Origin of the sequence: Vibrio sp. SCSIO 43136 (genome assembly GCF_023716565.1) — a bacterium.
Lineage (GTDB): Bacteria > Pseudomonadota > Gammaproteobacteria > Enterobacterales > Vibrionaceae > Vibrio.
This window is the reverse complement of the sequence record NZ_CP071849.1, coordinates 365645-380997: the sequence shown is the minus strand read 5'-3', so window position 1 is coordinate 380997 and position 15353 is coordinate 365645. Positions and strand designations below refer to the sequence as shown.

The following is a 15353-nucleotide window of genomic DNA, read 5'->3' as shown; positions in this document are numbered from 1 at the left end:
GTTCCTTGCTTGGCAGTTACTCTACTACCTTATTGATTATTAAAAAGATTCCATATTCAAAGTGTAGACGAAGATGTCATAACCTGCGCTACTCATTTGCTCGGTAAACGACATCCCCTTGCAGCACGGTCAGCAACACCTGACTGGTGGCAATTTTTTCAGGTGGCAAGACGGTTATATTGCGATCCAGCACCACAAAGTCAGCCCATTTGCCCACTTTTAATGAGCCTGTTTGACGCTCTAGCCCCAAACTCCTGGCGGCATTGATCGTGTAGGCATCGATGGCTGCATCAACATTTGGCAGTCCAGTATTACCCATGATAAGGCTATTACCTATTCCCACCAGTGGATTGAGATGGTGCACATTCCAATCGCTACTTAAGGTTACGTTGGCCTCAGTTTGGGCGATCGCATTTAAATTCATTAAGGCTCTCGCCCTTTTAGCACCAAGAAAGGCTTCTGCCCATTGATGGTCATGATAGGCCACATAATCTGAGCCCACTTGGAAATCTGCCGTCACATCAAGTTTGGCAAACCTAGGTACATCTTTTGAGTTCACCAACTCAACATGAGTGAGGGTATACCGTTGAGTGGATTTTTGCGCTCGCATCACTTCAATGGCATTGAGAGACTCTCGAATCGCACCATCACCGATGGCATGAATATGCGCACCGTAACCAATTTCATCAAGCGCTTGTAGCCAGAGTTTCATCGCATCGGGTGAGATGTAATTAATACCTAAGGGGTCATTAAGAAGGTAAGTATTAACGTAAGGTCTAAGCAGCTTTGACGTGCCATTAATCAATATCCCATCGCTATACATTTTGACTTGATCAACCACCAGCAGCGCATCGTCAGTTACTGGAGTGTAGAACTCGCGCAAATAGGTAAGTTGAGTCGACATGGGCTCACTTGGGTAAATCCAAGGACGTAATGATACTCTAGCGGTTAAGTCTCCATTTTTGTCCGCCGCTCGCCATACATCAAACCAGCCACGCTTCCAGTACATCCGGCCATCCCCTATGGTGGTGATACCGTATTTGGCGGCTTCTTCAAGGCCAGCCATCAAACCTGCATAGTTCTGATTGAAAAGGTCCTGTTTACTGTTCCAAGCGAGCTCCATCACTTGGTCTCCAGCGTTATCGAGCAATATCCCTAGCAACTTCCCGCTTTGTGGGTCCTTGAGAATTCGGCCACCCTTGGGATCTAGGGTATGCTGGTCTATTCCTGCTTTGGTCAGCGCAACTGAATTGACCCACATTGAGTGAGACGTTTGCTCCATAAAAATAACGGGCTGGTCGGGAAAAACAGCATCGATGACTTCTAATGGTGTTCGCTCTGATTCACCACGTAGAATGGGTTCTAAGCTAAAACCGTAACCAATCACCCACTGGTCTAGATCCACTTCGCTTCGACAGGCTTGTAAGTACTCGATTTGTTCCTCAAGCCCTTCTTCAAGCCCAAGTTCACAATCTCCTCCAATACCTGATGCGGCTTCAAATACATGGTTATGATTGTCTATAAAGCCAGGCAAGATAAATGCCCCGTTTAAATCGACTTCCTGGGTATATTGCGACAGGTAAGGCCCGATTTGGTCCATGGTGCCAATCTTAATAATTTTGCCTTCCGCAATCGCAATGGAATCTGCATTTTTATGGGTATAGATATCGGCATTAGTGTAGACCCAATCTGCTGTGACCGAGGCATAACTCATCGCGCTAACTAACATGCTGGCGACCAATAGTTTTTTCATCCCATACCTCAAGCTAAGTCCATAATAACCAAAGTATAGTGAAGCATCGGCTGTAAGTATTCGAGACCGTTTGAATTAATTTCAACTTTTTGTCGTCTTTTTTGAAATAGCTCCGTCTTACTAGACAAGACCTAGACAATCAAAAGAGAACCAAAACATGCTTACTATCATCAGTTTCACTATTTGCCCATTTGTTCAACGTGTCACAGCGGCATTAGAAGCAAAGCAAATCCCATACGAAATTAAGTACATTTCACTTAAAGAGAAACCGCAATGGTTCCTAGAACTATCTCCTCATGGGCAAGTACCCGTCATGGTCACGGAGTCGGGCACAGCCCTATTCGAATCCGACGCCATCATTGAATACATTGACGATGAGTATGGCGCTTTAGAACAGGTGAACAACGAAGAAAAAGCGTTGGATAGAGCGTGGAGCTACCTAGCGAGTAAAAACTATCTGCCACAATGTGGTGCGATGAGCAGCAAAGATAAAAACACATTTGAAGAAAGAGCAAACAAGCTTAGAAAAGTATTTGAAAAAGCAGAAAATAAACTGGACGAAAATTACCAATTTTTTAAATCAGACCAAGTGAGTAAAGTGGATATAGCTTGGTTACCACTGCTTCACCGAGCGCATATTGTTAAACAGAAAACTGGTTATGACTTTTTGTGCGGATTACCAAAAGTGCAAGCTTGGCAAGCAGAGATGATGGCCACAGGGCTTGCAAATAAAAGCGTTGCGCAGGATTTTGAAGCTAAGTTTACACAGTTTTATCTAACCAACACCTATCTTGCTGACGGGGATAAGGTGCAAACAACAGGCTGTACGACCAAATCGTCATCTTGTTGCTAACGTAAATTTTCTTGAGCGTGTTGACCTTTCAAGGGCACACGCTCAAGCTGATCTTGCGAAGCATTTGCATCATTCACTACACTAGGACGTGTTGGCCTCATTAATTGGTTACCCATGAATATTGAATCTGTCTGGTTAACGTATCAAACCAATCTGCGTGCTTTTTTGAGCAGCAAGCTAGAATCCCCTGCGGATGTAGACGATGTGCTGCAAGAGGTGCTGATCAAGACCTATCAAAACCTCGACCAGCTCAAAGATAGCGCCAAGCTCAAGTCATGGTTATTTCAAATTGCTAACCATGCTTTGATGGATCATTTCCGCAATCAAAAGCCTAGCGATGAGCTGTCCGATTTCCATACTGAAGAACCGGTCACTCTTGCCACAATCGATCAACTGACCGATTGCGTGATTCCGTTTATCGAAGCATTGCCAGAACAAGACGCAAACTTATTGAAAGCAATTGAGATTTCTGGTGTATCGCAAAAGCAGTACGCTCTCGAAAACAACATCAAATACTCCACGCTCAAATCAAGAGTAAAGAAAAGCCGTCAGACACTGCATCAGTTGTTTAACCAATGCTGTTCGTTTTCAGTCGATCACCAAGGCAATCTGAGCGATATTACTCCGAAAAAGTCTAAGTGTGCCGGCTGTTAGCTTCTGCGGCTAAGATACCGTGTGTGCGTACTCGATAACGACATCTTTACCATCTATATATACATGCTGTATCTCGCCATCAACACTGATTCGATTTTGTAAGTAGACCACTTTGGCCTTATCACTGTTATTTGGCATTAGCGATGGAAGCAGCAACTGTGGGTCAACATGTAGCATGCGACAAAACTGACTGACAAATGGCATGGTTAGAGGTAAGCCTCCACGCAAAGTGTTAGAAAACTGTAATTGGGTTAGCCCTAGCTTTTTTGCCACTTCCATTTGGGTGATACGCATTTTCGCTTTTTGAGACATCCATACGTTGTATAGCGCCTCTCTATCTTGCTGAGTAAATTCCACTGCCCACTCCTGATTCATTGCCAAGGGATCTTGTTCATTGGGCACAAATTCTGCGCAGCTTTATTTATAAAAGTGTCATCGTCAGGTGAAATTTGGTTAGAGTTACGCCATAAAGTCAAAATAAGTGGCCCAAAAAATGACTTAATCATTATTTGACGCAAAAATGAAATCTATACCAAACTTTATTCCCATAGACTTGAGTTATACTTGCAAGTCACTAATCTAATTACAAAACGCTAGATATAAATACAAAACACAGTACGTTGGCTAAGGAGAGTTAACAATGAAACGCATTTTTGCTGCAGGGCTTTTAGGATTAACATCGATGGCAGTGGCTGCCGATCAACATCCGCAGGAAATGAAAAAACAAGATCTTTATGTTTACGCGAGCTACGCAGACCATAAACTCGATGATGAGAAAGGCAAACAATATTCGGTTGCCTTTGGTGGTCGAAATTACTGGGGAGAGCAACGCTGGTTTATTGGTGGTGAACTAGAAGTTGGTTTTCTTGAACACGACTTTACCGCATACGACATTTCAACAACCCCTTACACCTCAATCAATGTTAAAGGCTCAGATACTTACACAGGTTATCTACTGGGTGGTAAGCAATTTGAACTCAGCGACAGCGCACAGCTTAATGCCTACCTGATCGGTGGCTACGGCATCTTCAACCTAAAAGTTGAAAAGCGCGACCGAGTGAAAAGCCATGGTCCTAAGTTTGGTGGTGGTGTCGACTTGATGATGTCACATCTGATGCTTGGTGTTCGCTACACATACTCCACAGCAACTTCTGCTGAGTTCTTGAACGACTTTGCTGAGAAGAAAATTGTTGGCCTGGTAGGTTATCGTTTCTGATCGGCTTGTTAATCTATTGATGAGATGGGGCGTTTGCCCCATTTTATTTACTATTCGCTGCATTCCACGCATCAAGCAACTCTTTTCCATAGATCACTTCTGTTTGCAGATGCAGATAAAACAGCACCGCAAGCACCACTAACATGCCCAAATTAAACCAACGTGAAAACTTCGACCGGAAGCTTTTGTCATAAATTGCGATTTGAATTGCGACGAGTGCGAAGGGGTAACCCAAAATCATCACGATGATGGCAGCAAGGTAATTCGAGATCGCCATTGGTGTGTCCATACCATTCTCCTTGGATTAAGATAAACCTTTGAAATAGTAAGGTATAAGGCAAAATGACATGCGAGTTTATAGGAGCTAATTGTTCAACTTAAGAAGTGACTCGCAAACCTCTGACTTGTGATAGAGATTTGTTTCTGAAATGAAAAAAGCCCCGCAAAAACAAGACGCGGGGCATGGACGCACGGCATTTATACCGTAAATCGATCAACTAAGTGAGCAAGTTCGGTCGCCTTATGATTAAGCGATTGGCCACCCGCTCTATTTTCATTAGCCAACTCTGCCGAGCTAGCACTTTGATCTGAAATCACCACAATACGTTGAGAGATCTCCTGCCCGACAATACTTTGCTCTTCAGTGGCGGTCGCAATCAAAGAGTTCATATCCATGATAGTGCTAATGTGCTCTTGGACTTGCTCCAAAGCAATACTGGCAGCTTTAGCTTCATCGACTGTCGACTGACTGCGGCTTTGACTTGAACTCATTGCATTCACCGCAGCATCTGACGCAGATTTTAGCTGCTCAATCATCTTGTGAATCTCACCTGTACTATCCTGGGTACGGCTGGCAAGTTTACGCACCTCATCCGCTACCACCGCAAAACCTCTACCTTGTTCACCCGCTCGCGCTGCTTCAATCGCAGCGTTGAGTGCTAATAGGTTGGTTTGTTCGGCAATATCCTGAATCACTTCAAGAGAAGTGGAGATGTTTTTCACATCATCTTCGAGCTGGGAAATCACTTCATTTGCTTTAGCTATTTCGGTAGCCAATTCAACCACAGAGTCCGCTGCTGCAACCACAATAGTGTTTGCATGCTTAGCATTATCATCAGCATCTTTCGCCGATTCCGCCGCTTGGTTTGCGTTGTTAGAGATATCATTCGCTGTGGTCGTCATTTGCGTCATGGCAGTCGCAACTTGCTCGGTTTCGCTTCGCTGACCTGCAGCCAACTCATCGACTTGTCCAGCTCGATGATTCATCTGATTCGTTTCTTCGACCACCTCTGAGCTCACCTGAGTCACATTAGTCACGATCGATTGCAGACTTTCGACAAAACGGTTGAAATTGCCTGACAGCGCCGAAAACTCCGGCACGCTGAACTTTGGCATGCGTGCCGTCAAATCAGCGTCACCACTGGCAAACTTCTTAATAGATTCGTCAAACATAGACAGCGGATTTAAAATACTGCGATTGACTAACATGGCCATGAAAGTGGCTACAATCACGATAGCAGCACCAATCAAAGCAATGTTCATCATAGAACTGGTCACCTTCGCATCCCCTTTCGCTTCCATTTCAGCAATCACTGCATCGACATCGTCCGTATAGAACCCCGTGCCTATCATCAAATCCCATTGTGGGAAAAACAGGGAGTAGCTTAGTTTAGGTAGCGCTTCTTGCTGGCCGGGTTTAGGGAAATAGTAAGTCGTGAACTCCCCTTTCTTGGCGTTCTCAACCAACTCTTGGATCAGCAAGTTACCTTGAGAGTCTTTTAGGTTCCAAAAACTTTCGCCTAATCCTTTGGTGCTACTACCCATTAAAAGGCGAACGCCTTTAGAGTCATAGCCGAAGATATACCCACTCGTACCGTATTCGATATTTCTCAGCACTTTAAGTGCATCTTCTAATGAACCGTTTTGCTCAATGACAGGCTGGAGAGCGGACTCAGTGATCTTTAGGTAAGAAACCAGTTCATCTTTTTTCATTTGCATCATTGCAGCACGCATCTGAACCGCTTGCTCGTGGTTGAGGTCGTGAGTTTCTTCGGAAGTGAGCACCATCAAGCTTGATGCGATTACAAGCAAAGGCACGATGGATAGGAAGTAGAGTCGACTTCTGATCGACAGGGTTTTTAATCCATTCATTGTTTGGCGTCCTATAGTTTATGGCCACCTAACAACTGACGTTTGAGCGCTAATGTTTTGGTTATTCTGGCTCGTGTTATTAACTTTTATATAACAAGTGTTGTCCACTTAACCTGAAAGTCAAAGATTATTTTATGAGCTCATTAATAAACTCTACAGCCAAAATGAAAATAACAATCGTTAACCCTGGAAAATAAACGGATGAAGGTAAGTTACTGAGGGGAAAATAAAGATCGGCTCCCCATAAAGTAGTATAGGGAGCCATTTAGGTTAGATAGTGAATCGACCAACTAAACTAGCGAGCTCATTTGCTTTCGAATTCAGATGAGAACTACCCGCTCTGTTTTCGTTTGCGAGCTCTGCAGAGCTCGCACTTTGATCTGAAATCACCACGATACGCTTGGAGATATCTTGGCCCACTAAGCTCTGCTCTTCGGTTGCCGTCGCAATCAAGGTATTCATATCCATAATTGTCTGGATTGACTCTTGTACTTGCTCCAAAGCAACACTCGCTGCGTTGGCTTCTTCGACCGTGCTGACACTGCGATCTTGGCTTGAGCTCATCGCACTCACCGCCGCATCTGAAGCCGATTTAAGCTGCTCGATCATCGAGTGAATCTCACCAGTACTCTCTTGAGTACGACTGGCCAGTTTACGTACTTCGTCCGCAACTACGGCAAAGCCTCGGCCTTGCTCACCAGCACGTGCCGCCTCAATCGCTGCGTTAAGAGCCAGAAGGTTGGTTTGCTCAGCGATGTCTTGGATCACACCGAGTGAGGTTGAGATATTTTGCACGTCACCTTCTAAATCTGAGATAACTTTGTTCGCTTCTGCAATCTCAGTTGCTAGTGCTTCTACAGACTTAGCTGCAGCCACAACAATGGAATTAGCGTGTTGAGCATTGTCATCTGCAGTTTTTGCAGATTCCGCCGCTTGGTTAGCACTGTTTGAGATATCATTTGCCGTAGTGGTCATCTCTGTCATGGCCGTCGCCACTTGCTCAGTCTCTTCACGCTGACCTGCTGCAAGTCGATCAACCTGTGAAGCTCGGCCGGACATTAGGTCAGTTTCACCCACGACTTCATGGCTTACTTCAGTAACGCTGCCAATCAGTTTCTGTAGTGACTTCACAAATGCATTGAAGTTGCTGCCCAAACTCGCAAACTCTGGCACGCTGAATTTCTCCATTCGGGCGGTCAGGTCTGCATCACCACTGGCAAACGAACGAATAGAATCGTCAAATTTAGCAAGGGGAACCAAGATACTGCGATTAACCATAATGGCAAACACCATTACTATCGCCACGATGACCACACCAATGGCAGCAATCTGCATGATGCCTTTATTAACATTTTCATCCACACGTGCTTCCATACGCATAATGGTTGCATCTACGTCATCAGTGTAAAAGCCCGTACCTATCATTAGGTCCCACTGTGGAAAGAAGGTGGATAAGCTCAGCTTTGGCAAGGCTTCTGTTTGACCTGGTTTTGGGAAATAATAGGTAGTGAACTTACCAGAGCGAGAGTTATTGATTAGGTCTTGGATGAAATAATTGCCTTTTTTATCTTGTAAGGTCCAGTGATTATCGCCAACGCCCTTATCACTGCTACCCAATAGCACTCGAGTGCCTGATGCGTCATAACCAAAAAAGTAACCGCTGTCACCAAACTTAATCCCACGTAACACTTCCAAAGCTTCTTCACGAGTTGCATTGCGTTTTTCTAATGGCAGTAATGCGGTTTTGGCAATGCCTAGATACGATTTCAACTCTGCCCGCTTCATATCCATCATCGAACTACGTGTCTCTTCCATCTGCTCGTTACTCAGTTCGTGAGTCTCCGAGTAGGTCAAATACATCAAACTCAGTGCGATAATTACCAGCGGCGCAATTGCTAAAATGTATAGGCGGCTTTTTATTGTTAAATTCATAAAGCGTCCTTAAAAATTTTGTCGTCCAAAAATGTTTAGCCAGCTCAACCTAAATGCGAAGAATTCTCTCTTTCTTATTAGCTTGGTATCTTTAGAAACCTTAATTTTAGTGTTGTCTATACTGGTCAAAAGTCAATCTGACCATTTACAAATATCAGAAAACACTCATGGATGATCACAAGATTGATAAATTAGTTTTTAAAATAGTTACATCTGTAACAGTTTGTCCCACTTAGGAAAATTAATTTAGCCCAAAAAGCACCCCAAGTTACGCAACCGACTGCTCAAGAATAACCTTATGTTTTACCTGATCTTTTATTTTACTATTCGGCTCAAATGATTAAACATCAACCACTTCCCTGACATTGCTCTAACAAAGCAACCGCTATCAATCAGTAACCTCTTGCGCTTGTCTTTTACCATTGCCTGCGAAAGGAAGCGCCTATAATTGAGAATGGTTTACTGTTCTCGACAAAATATTAGAGAGGAAAGCCCGGCAATTAAGCAGAGGTTATATGATTGAGACAATTTCAATTGGCACTTTGGAATCTTTTCTCATTGCGATGAGCGTGCTGTTTATCGGCCACTTAGTGAACAATAAGGTTCCTGCACTTAAACGATATAACATTCCAGAACCCATCGTTGGTGGACTCATCATCGCGCTAGTCATCACAGCGCTACACTTTAACCACATCGATTTAGAGTTCTCACTACCGCTTCAACACACATTTATGCTGATGTTTTTCAGTACGGTTGGATTGGCCGCAAACTACAAGCAGCTACTTAAAGGTGGTGCAAAGGTGTTTTGGTTCTTGGCTATCGCCTCACTGTACATCGTGATTCAAAATGGCGTTGGTGTCTCCATGGCGCAAATGTTGGGATTAGACCCACTGATGGGCCTGATTGCAGGTTCAATCACCCTATCAGGTGGTCACGGAACAGGGGCAGCTTGGTCACAAACCTTTGCTGACTCTTACGGAATGAGCAACACACTAGAAATTGCGATGGCGTCAGCGACTTTTGGTTTGATCATTGGCGGTATTATAGGTAGCCCAGTCGCACAGCGTTTGATCACCAAGAACAACATCGAATCGGAATATGGTTGTGGGACACACACCCATGAACGTTTCCCAGAAGTCGTTACCTATAACGAACTTGAAGAAGAGAAAGTTACTGCACGAGTAGTGATTGAGACCTTGTTTGTCTTACTCATCTGTGTGACAGGCGCAGGCTACTTAGAAGCGTTTGTTGCCAGCTTTGAGATTAGCTGGCTGAAGATCCCTGACTTTGTCTATGCGCTGTTTATTGGTGTTTTCATTACCAATGTGATGGAAGTGAGTAAGGTTCGTGAATTAGATACTGAAACTGTCGATATGCTTGGCACAGTCTCTTTATCGCTTTTCTTATCCATGGCGCTCATGAGCCTAAAGCTATGGAACATCTTTGACTTGGCGTTGCCGTTCTTGGCTATTCTAACAGTGCAATCTGTGGTGCTGGGCCTATTTAGCTACTTTATTACTTTTAAAGCGATGGGTAAAAACTACGATGCAGCGGTCATCGCAGGCGGACATTGTGGTTTTGGATTAGGCGCAACACCCACGGCGGTGATGAACATGGGGTCCTTGGTCACAAGATTTGGTCCTTCTCCCCAAGCTTTCATGGTGGTGCCGATTGTCGGAGCCTTCTTTATCGACATCGTAAACCTGATCATCTTACAAGCTTACATCTCCTTTATTGTGTAAAGCATTTTCAAAGCGGTGCCACTGGTGCCGCTTTTCTTTACGTTCCATTTACTCTCCTTTACGCTCCGCTAACCCCACCTTTACCCAAGCCTCGCTAATATAACTCCTGTAAACACCAAACGCCCCCAAGGAGAGAGTTATGAAAAAGTTAGCCCTAACAATCGCAGCCATCATGTCTACCAGTGCATTTGCTACCACCTTGCATACAAGTTCAACCTCAGAATTAAGTATTGATGGATACAAGACTCAAGAGCAAGCCTACAACGCTGGCTTTGATTTAGCCGACAACTTGAAAAACCAGTCTCACAATCAGTTAATGAGTAATCTACGAATTATTTCGGACAACGTGGAATACAACAGCATCGAAATCAAAGATGTGGAAGTACAGGTAGAATCTTATGCGAAAGCCAAAGGTGAAATCAGTTACCGTGCGGTACTGGAAGTAAACTACGACTACAACCAGCGTGATAACTCATAAAAGATCTTAAGAGTTTACTCGAAACCACTGCCAATGATTTTAGAGTAAAGAATGCGGGCCTTACTGCTAAGCAGAAGGCCCGCTAGGCTACTTTGAGAGAAGCCATGATTCAATTTGATGAGTAGAACTAGATCTTGATTTCTACGCGGCGGTTTTTCTCTCGCCCTTCTTTCGTGGTGTTGTCCGCAACTGGCTGTGACTCACCTTTCGAGCTTGCTAGCATTGTCTGCGGGTCAATCCCTTTCTCAACTAGAAACGCTTCAACTTCTTTACTACGACGTAGGCCAAGCGCCATGTTGTAGGTCTCGCTGCCCATTGCATCGGTATGGCCTTCCAGCGTGATAGTGTTTGGGCTCGCCTTTAGCTGCTTAGCAATATGCTCAAGAATTCGTACTGACGTATCACTGAGCTTTGAGCGATCAAACTCGAAAAACACTCGTGCCAAAATAGGATCGGTTTTATCAATGATCTGAGCGTCGCTTTTGGTCACCTTCAACACACTTTTGTGCTGTAGGTAGGCTAAGCAGTCGTCAGAGATTTGATTCTCGCCCACTAGCAGCGGAGCAAACTTAGACACATCGATTTGATCATTCTCTTCACCTGCAACCATACGGCCATTGCGATGATGGGCTATCACGATTGGCGTTGCCATAGTCACTGATAGCTCTTGGTTAAATGCGGTGGTTTCACACATCTGCTGGAGTAAGCTCTGCTCTGCGTTGGCGACGCTAGAGAATACTACTAGGGCACTTAACAGCCATTTTGTCATTATATTTCCTCGCGGGTGTTATTAAGAGTGACCTGTTCTTCAGGCCAGTTGTGTAAATCATCTTTCAGCTGAGCGAAAGTCAGCAGCGCCTCAGTTTCGTCCATTTCTCGCAGTAGCATTTGCTTAACGACGTGCTCTTGGTTAGAACGCATCAAGCTGACAATCAAGTTAGCACGCACGGTATCATCTGCCTTACCTTGGGTATAAAGCACCATCAGACGTTCAGCGGCATCGGCATACTTACCTTCAAGCATTTCCGTCATCGCTAGGTTATTGCGAATGGCATTCTCGTCATTGAAGCCAAGACGTGCCTCAAAGAAGTAGCGTTTTGCTAACTCGAAATCGCCTTCTGTTGCCACGATGATGCCGTAGAGGTTTTTTACCGCATAAACGTCTTTCTGCACCGCTAGGCTGTAGTCGATGTAGTATTTGGCGTTATCAAAATCATCGCTGGCGTAGGCGATCTCTGCCTTGGTTAACCAGCAGCCTTCGACTTCGCTGCACTGCGCATCGGGGATCTGATCTAGGTAGTAGCTCGACGCCTCTAGATCTCCCGCTTTAAAATAGGTCTGCGCCAGTTTCACACCAGCAAGGTGATCGTTTGGGTTTTTCTGCAAACGCTCACGGTAGTTCTCTTGCAATCCTTGGTAGTTTTCAGTGATTTCCATTCGCTGTTCTTCGCTTAATGTCGATTTTGGTGCAGAGCTACACCCCGACAATAGAGCAATCAGTAACAGGGGAATCAATCTCATTGCATTAGCCTCATTACGCCCGGTGCGATGATCAAAATCACGATAGGCATCATAATAAAAATAATCAGTGGCACACTCATCTTCGCAGATAGCGCACCTATTTTCTCTTCCGTTTCAAGCATTTGAACTTCACGAATATCTTTCGATAAGGTGATCAACACTTGGTAGATGGAACTACCGTGCTGCAAGCTTTGCAGCAAAGTAAAAGTAAAACTGCGCACCTCTTGGGTGTTAATTCGAACTGCAAGCTCGGTCAACGCATTCTCAAGTCCAGTGAGTCGAGCACGCTCGGCGGTTCGCTTGATGTGATACGCCAAGTGCTTGTCGAACCCTTGCAGCTCGTCTGCAATATAAGCTAACGCAGACTCCAGTGTCATACCGGTTTGCACACATACCGCCATGAGATCGATAAGGTATGGAATTTCACGGCCTACACTTCTTTCCACTGCCTTTTTCTTTGACGCTAAGATCATATCTGGCAACACAATGACACTGACCAAAATACCAAACACTGGAAGAATCACATCTTCTAGCGGCCAGTCTTGGGTAATTACCAAGAAAGCCGCAACGCCTAAAGTGACAAAAATGGTGCCGAACTTGGCTGGCAAGTAGTAAATTGCTAGGCCTTTGTTGTAGACACCTGCTTGCTCTAGCTTTTGTTCGAATTCTTCTTTGTTCTCTGCGCTGACTTTCTTCATCGCCAGACGGAATTTTTTCCTCGCTTCCGACTCGACTTGCTCGGTTTGCAGCAGCTTATGCATTCGAGAACGCTGCTTGGCTTGTGCGTTAGTGCGAAGCAAACTAAAGGCAATCACACCGAGCAAGAAGGTAATTAGTGATATCACCATAGATGTCATTAGCGAATACCTCGGATCAAGAACCAAATAATGCCCATACCTATCGCTTCACTGCCGATCAAGTAGTAAAGGATCATTCGCCCAGCAGGATCATGAATCACAAACTGGAAGTTTTCAGGGCTCATGTACTGCATGCCAAATAGGAACAGGAATGGTATGGCACCTACAATCTTGGCGGACAAACGAGCTTCTGAAGTCATTGCGTTAGTCTTTTTCTCCACCGAACGAGCATCAAAAAGCACTCGGTTCAAGCGAGTCATCACCTCTTTTAACTGACCACCACGAATCATGTTGGCGCGCAAAGTGATGATAAAGAATCGGTAACTCTTGTATGGGCAGTTTTGACACGAGCGGCGAAACACCTCATCAGGTGACTCACCGATTTGCAAACGCTGACCTACCCATTTGAACTCTTTGCCGACGATGGTATCGAGCTTATCTCCCACAAACTGAATCGCTTGCATCACACTCTCACCAGAGCTCACGGCACTGGTCATCAAGTTAATGGCATCAGGAAAAGACTCTTCGAATTTCTTTTGGCGACGGTTAAGCAACACTTTGACCAAGATTACTGAGGCAATCACTGGTGTCATAGTTAGTGCCGCCACCCCTGAGACAAAGCCAAGTGCAAGGTAAACCCCGACCACATAGCTCATCAAGAAACTGACGATAGCAATGCCAATAGCTGCCTGTATCAACCCCTTCTTGCCCAACTGCGTCGCAACGCCATTAAAGCGGATCAGGACCTTATCTTTAAGCGATTCACCTTTCAAAGAAGATAGGTTCACCAAGTTAAGCTCATCTTCGCCATCACTGGTGTGAGAATCTTTCGCCAGCAACTTAGTCTTTTGTTTTTTCAGTCCATTGCTATAAAAGAAGGCAACGCCGCCTATCAACAACAGGTAGAAATAGAGACTCATCGGAACGCCGCCATCAGTTCTTCATACAAACCAAAGAAGCGCGCTTTTTTCGCCAGCTCAGAACGTTGCATAAGACCTGGTGTGATAAAGCGACCTTCAATTTTATCGCCTTCACCTTGACGCTCATTTGGCTCGAATCGGAAGATCTCTTCCAGCACGACGTTTTCGCCTTCAAGCCCAACCACTTCTGAAATAGAGGTCACTTTACGCGAGCCGTCATGCAGACGGTTAGCCTGAATCACTATGTTCACTGCGCTAACAATGGTGCGACGAATCGCTTCCAGTGGCAGGCTTAAATTAGCCATCATGATCATGCTCTCTACACGAGCCAGTGCATCGCGAGGGGTGTTGGCATGCAGTGTCGACATTGAGCCATCGTGGCCAGTGTTCATTGCTTGAAGCATTTCAAATGCTTCTGGGCCACGACACTCACCAATCACTATTCGGTCAGGGCGCATACGTAGGGCGTTTATCACCAAATCGCGCTGGTTGATTTGTCCGGTACCTTCTGTGCCTGCAACACGAGTTTCAAGTCGTAGTACATGTGGCTGCTGAAGTTTTAGTTCCGCTGCATCTTCAATGGTCAGAATTCGCTCTTTTTCAGAGATAAATTGCGATAAGCCGTTAAGCAAAGTCGTCTTACCCGAACCTGTACCACCAGAGATCAAAATGTTGCAACGGCAACGAGCCGCAATCATCAGCACTTTCGCCATTTGCGGGCTCATCGCCCCAAATTCAACCAATTCAGGTAAGCCAATAGACTGCTTTTTGAACTTACGAATCGAAATCGCAGTGCCATCAATACTGATTGGGCTGATCACCACGTTAACACGGCTGCCATCTTCTAAACGCGCATCGGCTAGCGGCGTCGCTTCGTCCACACGTCGGCCCACGCGAGATACGATTCGCTGGGCGATTTGACGAAGCTGATTATCATCAACAAAGGAGACATCAGACTTTTCAACCAAACCGTGGCGCTCAACAAAAACCGCATCAGGACCGTTAACCATGATGTCGGTGATATCTTCGTCATCCATCAGCGATTGCAATGGACCAAGACCTGTAAGCTCATCGATGAGGTTAGAGACGAACTGGCGACGCATGATTGCTGGAACGGGTTGCTCCATTTGCTCGACCAGCATGTCCACGCCATTGGTTAACTGATTGCGAAGCTGATCCTTATTCGCATTTTCTACCGCTGTGGTATCTAGCGCTTCGTAAATACGGGTACGAATGTCCAGATAGAGAGATTTTGCTGCACTCATTGATCAGACTC

Annotated in this window: 15 protein-coding genes; 5 read left to right on the top strand and 10 right to left on the bottom strand. The window is 45.1% G+C overall.

Features of this window, described 5'->3' with window-relative positions; all coding sequences use genetic code 11:
- Positions 1-88: 88 nt before the first annotated feature.
- Entirely contained in the window at positions 89-1753 is a 1665-nt protein-coding gene (locus tag J4N39_RS16415; RefSeq protein ID WP_252025915.1) for an amidohydrolase, read from the bottom strand.
- A 157-nt stretch (positions 1754-1910) separates the two neighbouring features.
- On the opposite strand from J4N39_RS16415, the gene J4N39_RS16410 reads away from it, so the two are divergent.
- Together J4N39_RS16410 and J4N39_RS16405 are read left to right on the top strand one after the other, a co-directional pair.
- Entirely contained in the window at positions 1911-2606 is a 696-nt protein-coding gene (locus J4N39_RS16410) for a glutathione S-transferase family protein (protein ID WP_252025913.1), read from the top strand.
- Positions 2607-2720: 114 nt separating this feature from the next.
- Positions 2721-3260, top strand: coding sequence for a sigma-70 family RNA polymerase sigma factor (locus tag J4N39_RS16405; protein ID WP_252025911.1), 540 nt, complete (start codon positions 2721-2723; stop codon positions 3258-3260).
- A gap of 9 nt (positions 3261-3269) precedes the next feature.
- On the opposite strand, the gene J4N39_RS16400 is transcribed toward J4N39_RS16405, so the two are convergent.
- Positions 3270-3617: a helix-turn-helix domain-containing protein gene (locus tag J4N39_RS16400; RefSeq protein ID WP_252025909.1), complete on the bottom strand. Its 348-nt coding sequence runs from the start codon at positions 3615-3617 to the stop codon at positions 3270-3272.
- Between the two features lie 283 nt (positions 3618-3900).
- On the opposite strand from J4N39_RS16400, the gene J4N39_RS16395 reads away from it, so the two are divergent.
- Entirely contained in the window at positions 3901-4476 is a 576-nt protein-coding gene (locus J4N39_RS16395; RefSeq protein WP_252025907.1) for a hypothetical protein, read from the top strand.
- A 43-nt stretch (positions 4477-4519) separates the two neighbouring features.
- Here J4N39_RS16395 and J4N39_RS16390 read toward each other — a convergent pair whose 3' ends face one another.
- The 3 genes from J4N39_RS16390 to J4N39_RS16380 all read right to left on the bottom strand — a co-directional run bounded on the left by J4N39_RS16390 (position 4520) and on the right by J4N39_RS16380 (position 8559).
- Positions 4520-4765, bottom strand: a complete 246-nt coding sequence (locus tag J4N39_RS16390; RefSeq protein ID WP_252025905.1) for a hypothetical protein — start codon at positions 4763-4765, stop codon at positions 4520-4522.
- Positions 4766-4953: 188 nt separating this feature from the next.
- Positions 4954-6627, bottom strand: coding sequence for a methyl-accepting chemotaxis protein (locus J4N39_RS16385; RefSeq protein ID WP_252025903.1), 1674 nt, complete (start codon positions 6625-6627; stop codon positions 4954-4956).
- A 270-nt stretch (positions 6628-6897) separates the two neighbouring features.
- A complete protein-coding gene (locus J4N39_RS16380; protein ID WP_252025901.1) occupies positions 6898-8559 on the bottom strand; it encodes a methyl-accepting chemotaxis protein in 1662 nt (553 codons plus the stop codon).
- 515 nt (positions 8560-9074) lie between these two features.
- On the opposite strand from J4N39_RS16380, the gene gltS reads away from it, so the two are divergent.
- Together gltS and J4N39_RS16370 are read left to right on the top strand one after the other, a co-directional pair.
- Entirely contained in the window at positions 9075-10301 is a 1227-nt protein-coding gene (gene gltS / locus J4N39_RS16375; protein ID WP_252025899.1) for a sodium/glutamate symporter, read from the top strand.
- Positions 10302-10440: 139 nt separating this feature from the next.
- A complete protein-coding gene (locus J4N39_RS16370) occupies positions 10441-10779 on the top strand; it encodes a DUF3316 domain-containing protein (protein ID WP_252025897.1) in 339 nt (112 codons plus the stop codon).
- Between the two features lie 127 nt (positions 10780-10906).
- Here J4N39_RS16370 and J4N39_RS16365 read toward each other — a convergent pair whose 3' ends face one another.
- Genes J4N39_RS16365 through J4N39_RS16345 form a run of 5 tightly spaced genes read right to left on the bottom strand, consistent with a single transcriptional unit; the run spans position 10907 to position 15342 of the window.
- Positions 10907-11548: an OmpA family protein gene (locus J4N39_RS16365; protein WP_252025895.1), complete on the bottom strand. Its 642-nt coding sequence runs from the start codon at positions 11546-11548 to the stop codon at positions 10907-10909.
- Entirely contained in the window at positions 11548-12300 is a 753-nt protein-coding gene (locus tag J4N39_RS16360) for a tetratricopeptide repeat protein (RefSeq protein ID WP_252025893.1), read from the bottom strand. Before J4N39_RS16360 ends, J4N39_RS16365 begins: the two co-directional genes overlap by 1 nt.
- Entirely contained in the window at positions 12297-13157 is an 861-nt protein-coding gene (locus J4N39_RS16355; RefSeq protein ID WP_252025891.1) for a type II secretion system F family protein, read from the bottom strand. The genes J4N39_RS16360 and J4N39_RS16355 overlap by 4 nt, the downstream gene beginning before the upstream one ends.
- Positions 13157-14077, bottom strand: coding sequence for a type II secretion system F family protein (locus J4N39_RS16350; RefSeq protein ID WP_252025889.1), 921 nt, complete (start codon positions 14075-14077; stop codon positions 13157-13159). Before J4N39_RS16350 ends, J4N39_RS16355 begins: the two co-directional genes overlap by 1 nt.
- On the bottom strand, positions 14074-15342 hold the full coding sequence (locus J4N39_RS16345) for a TadA family conjugal transfer-associated ATPase (protein WP_252025887.1): 1269 nt from the start codon (positions 15340-15342) through the stop codon (positions 14074-14076). The genes J4N39_RS16350 and J4N39_RS16345 overlap by 4 nt, the downstream gene beginning before the upstream one ends.
- Between the last annotated feature and the right edge of the window lie 11 nt (positions 15343-15353).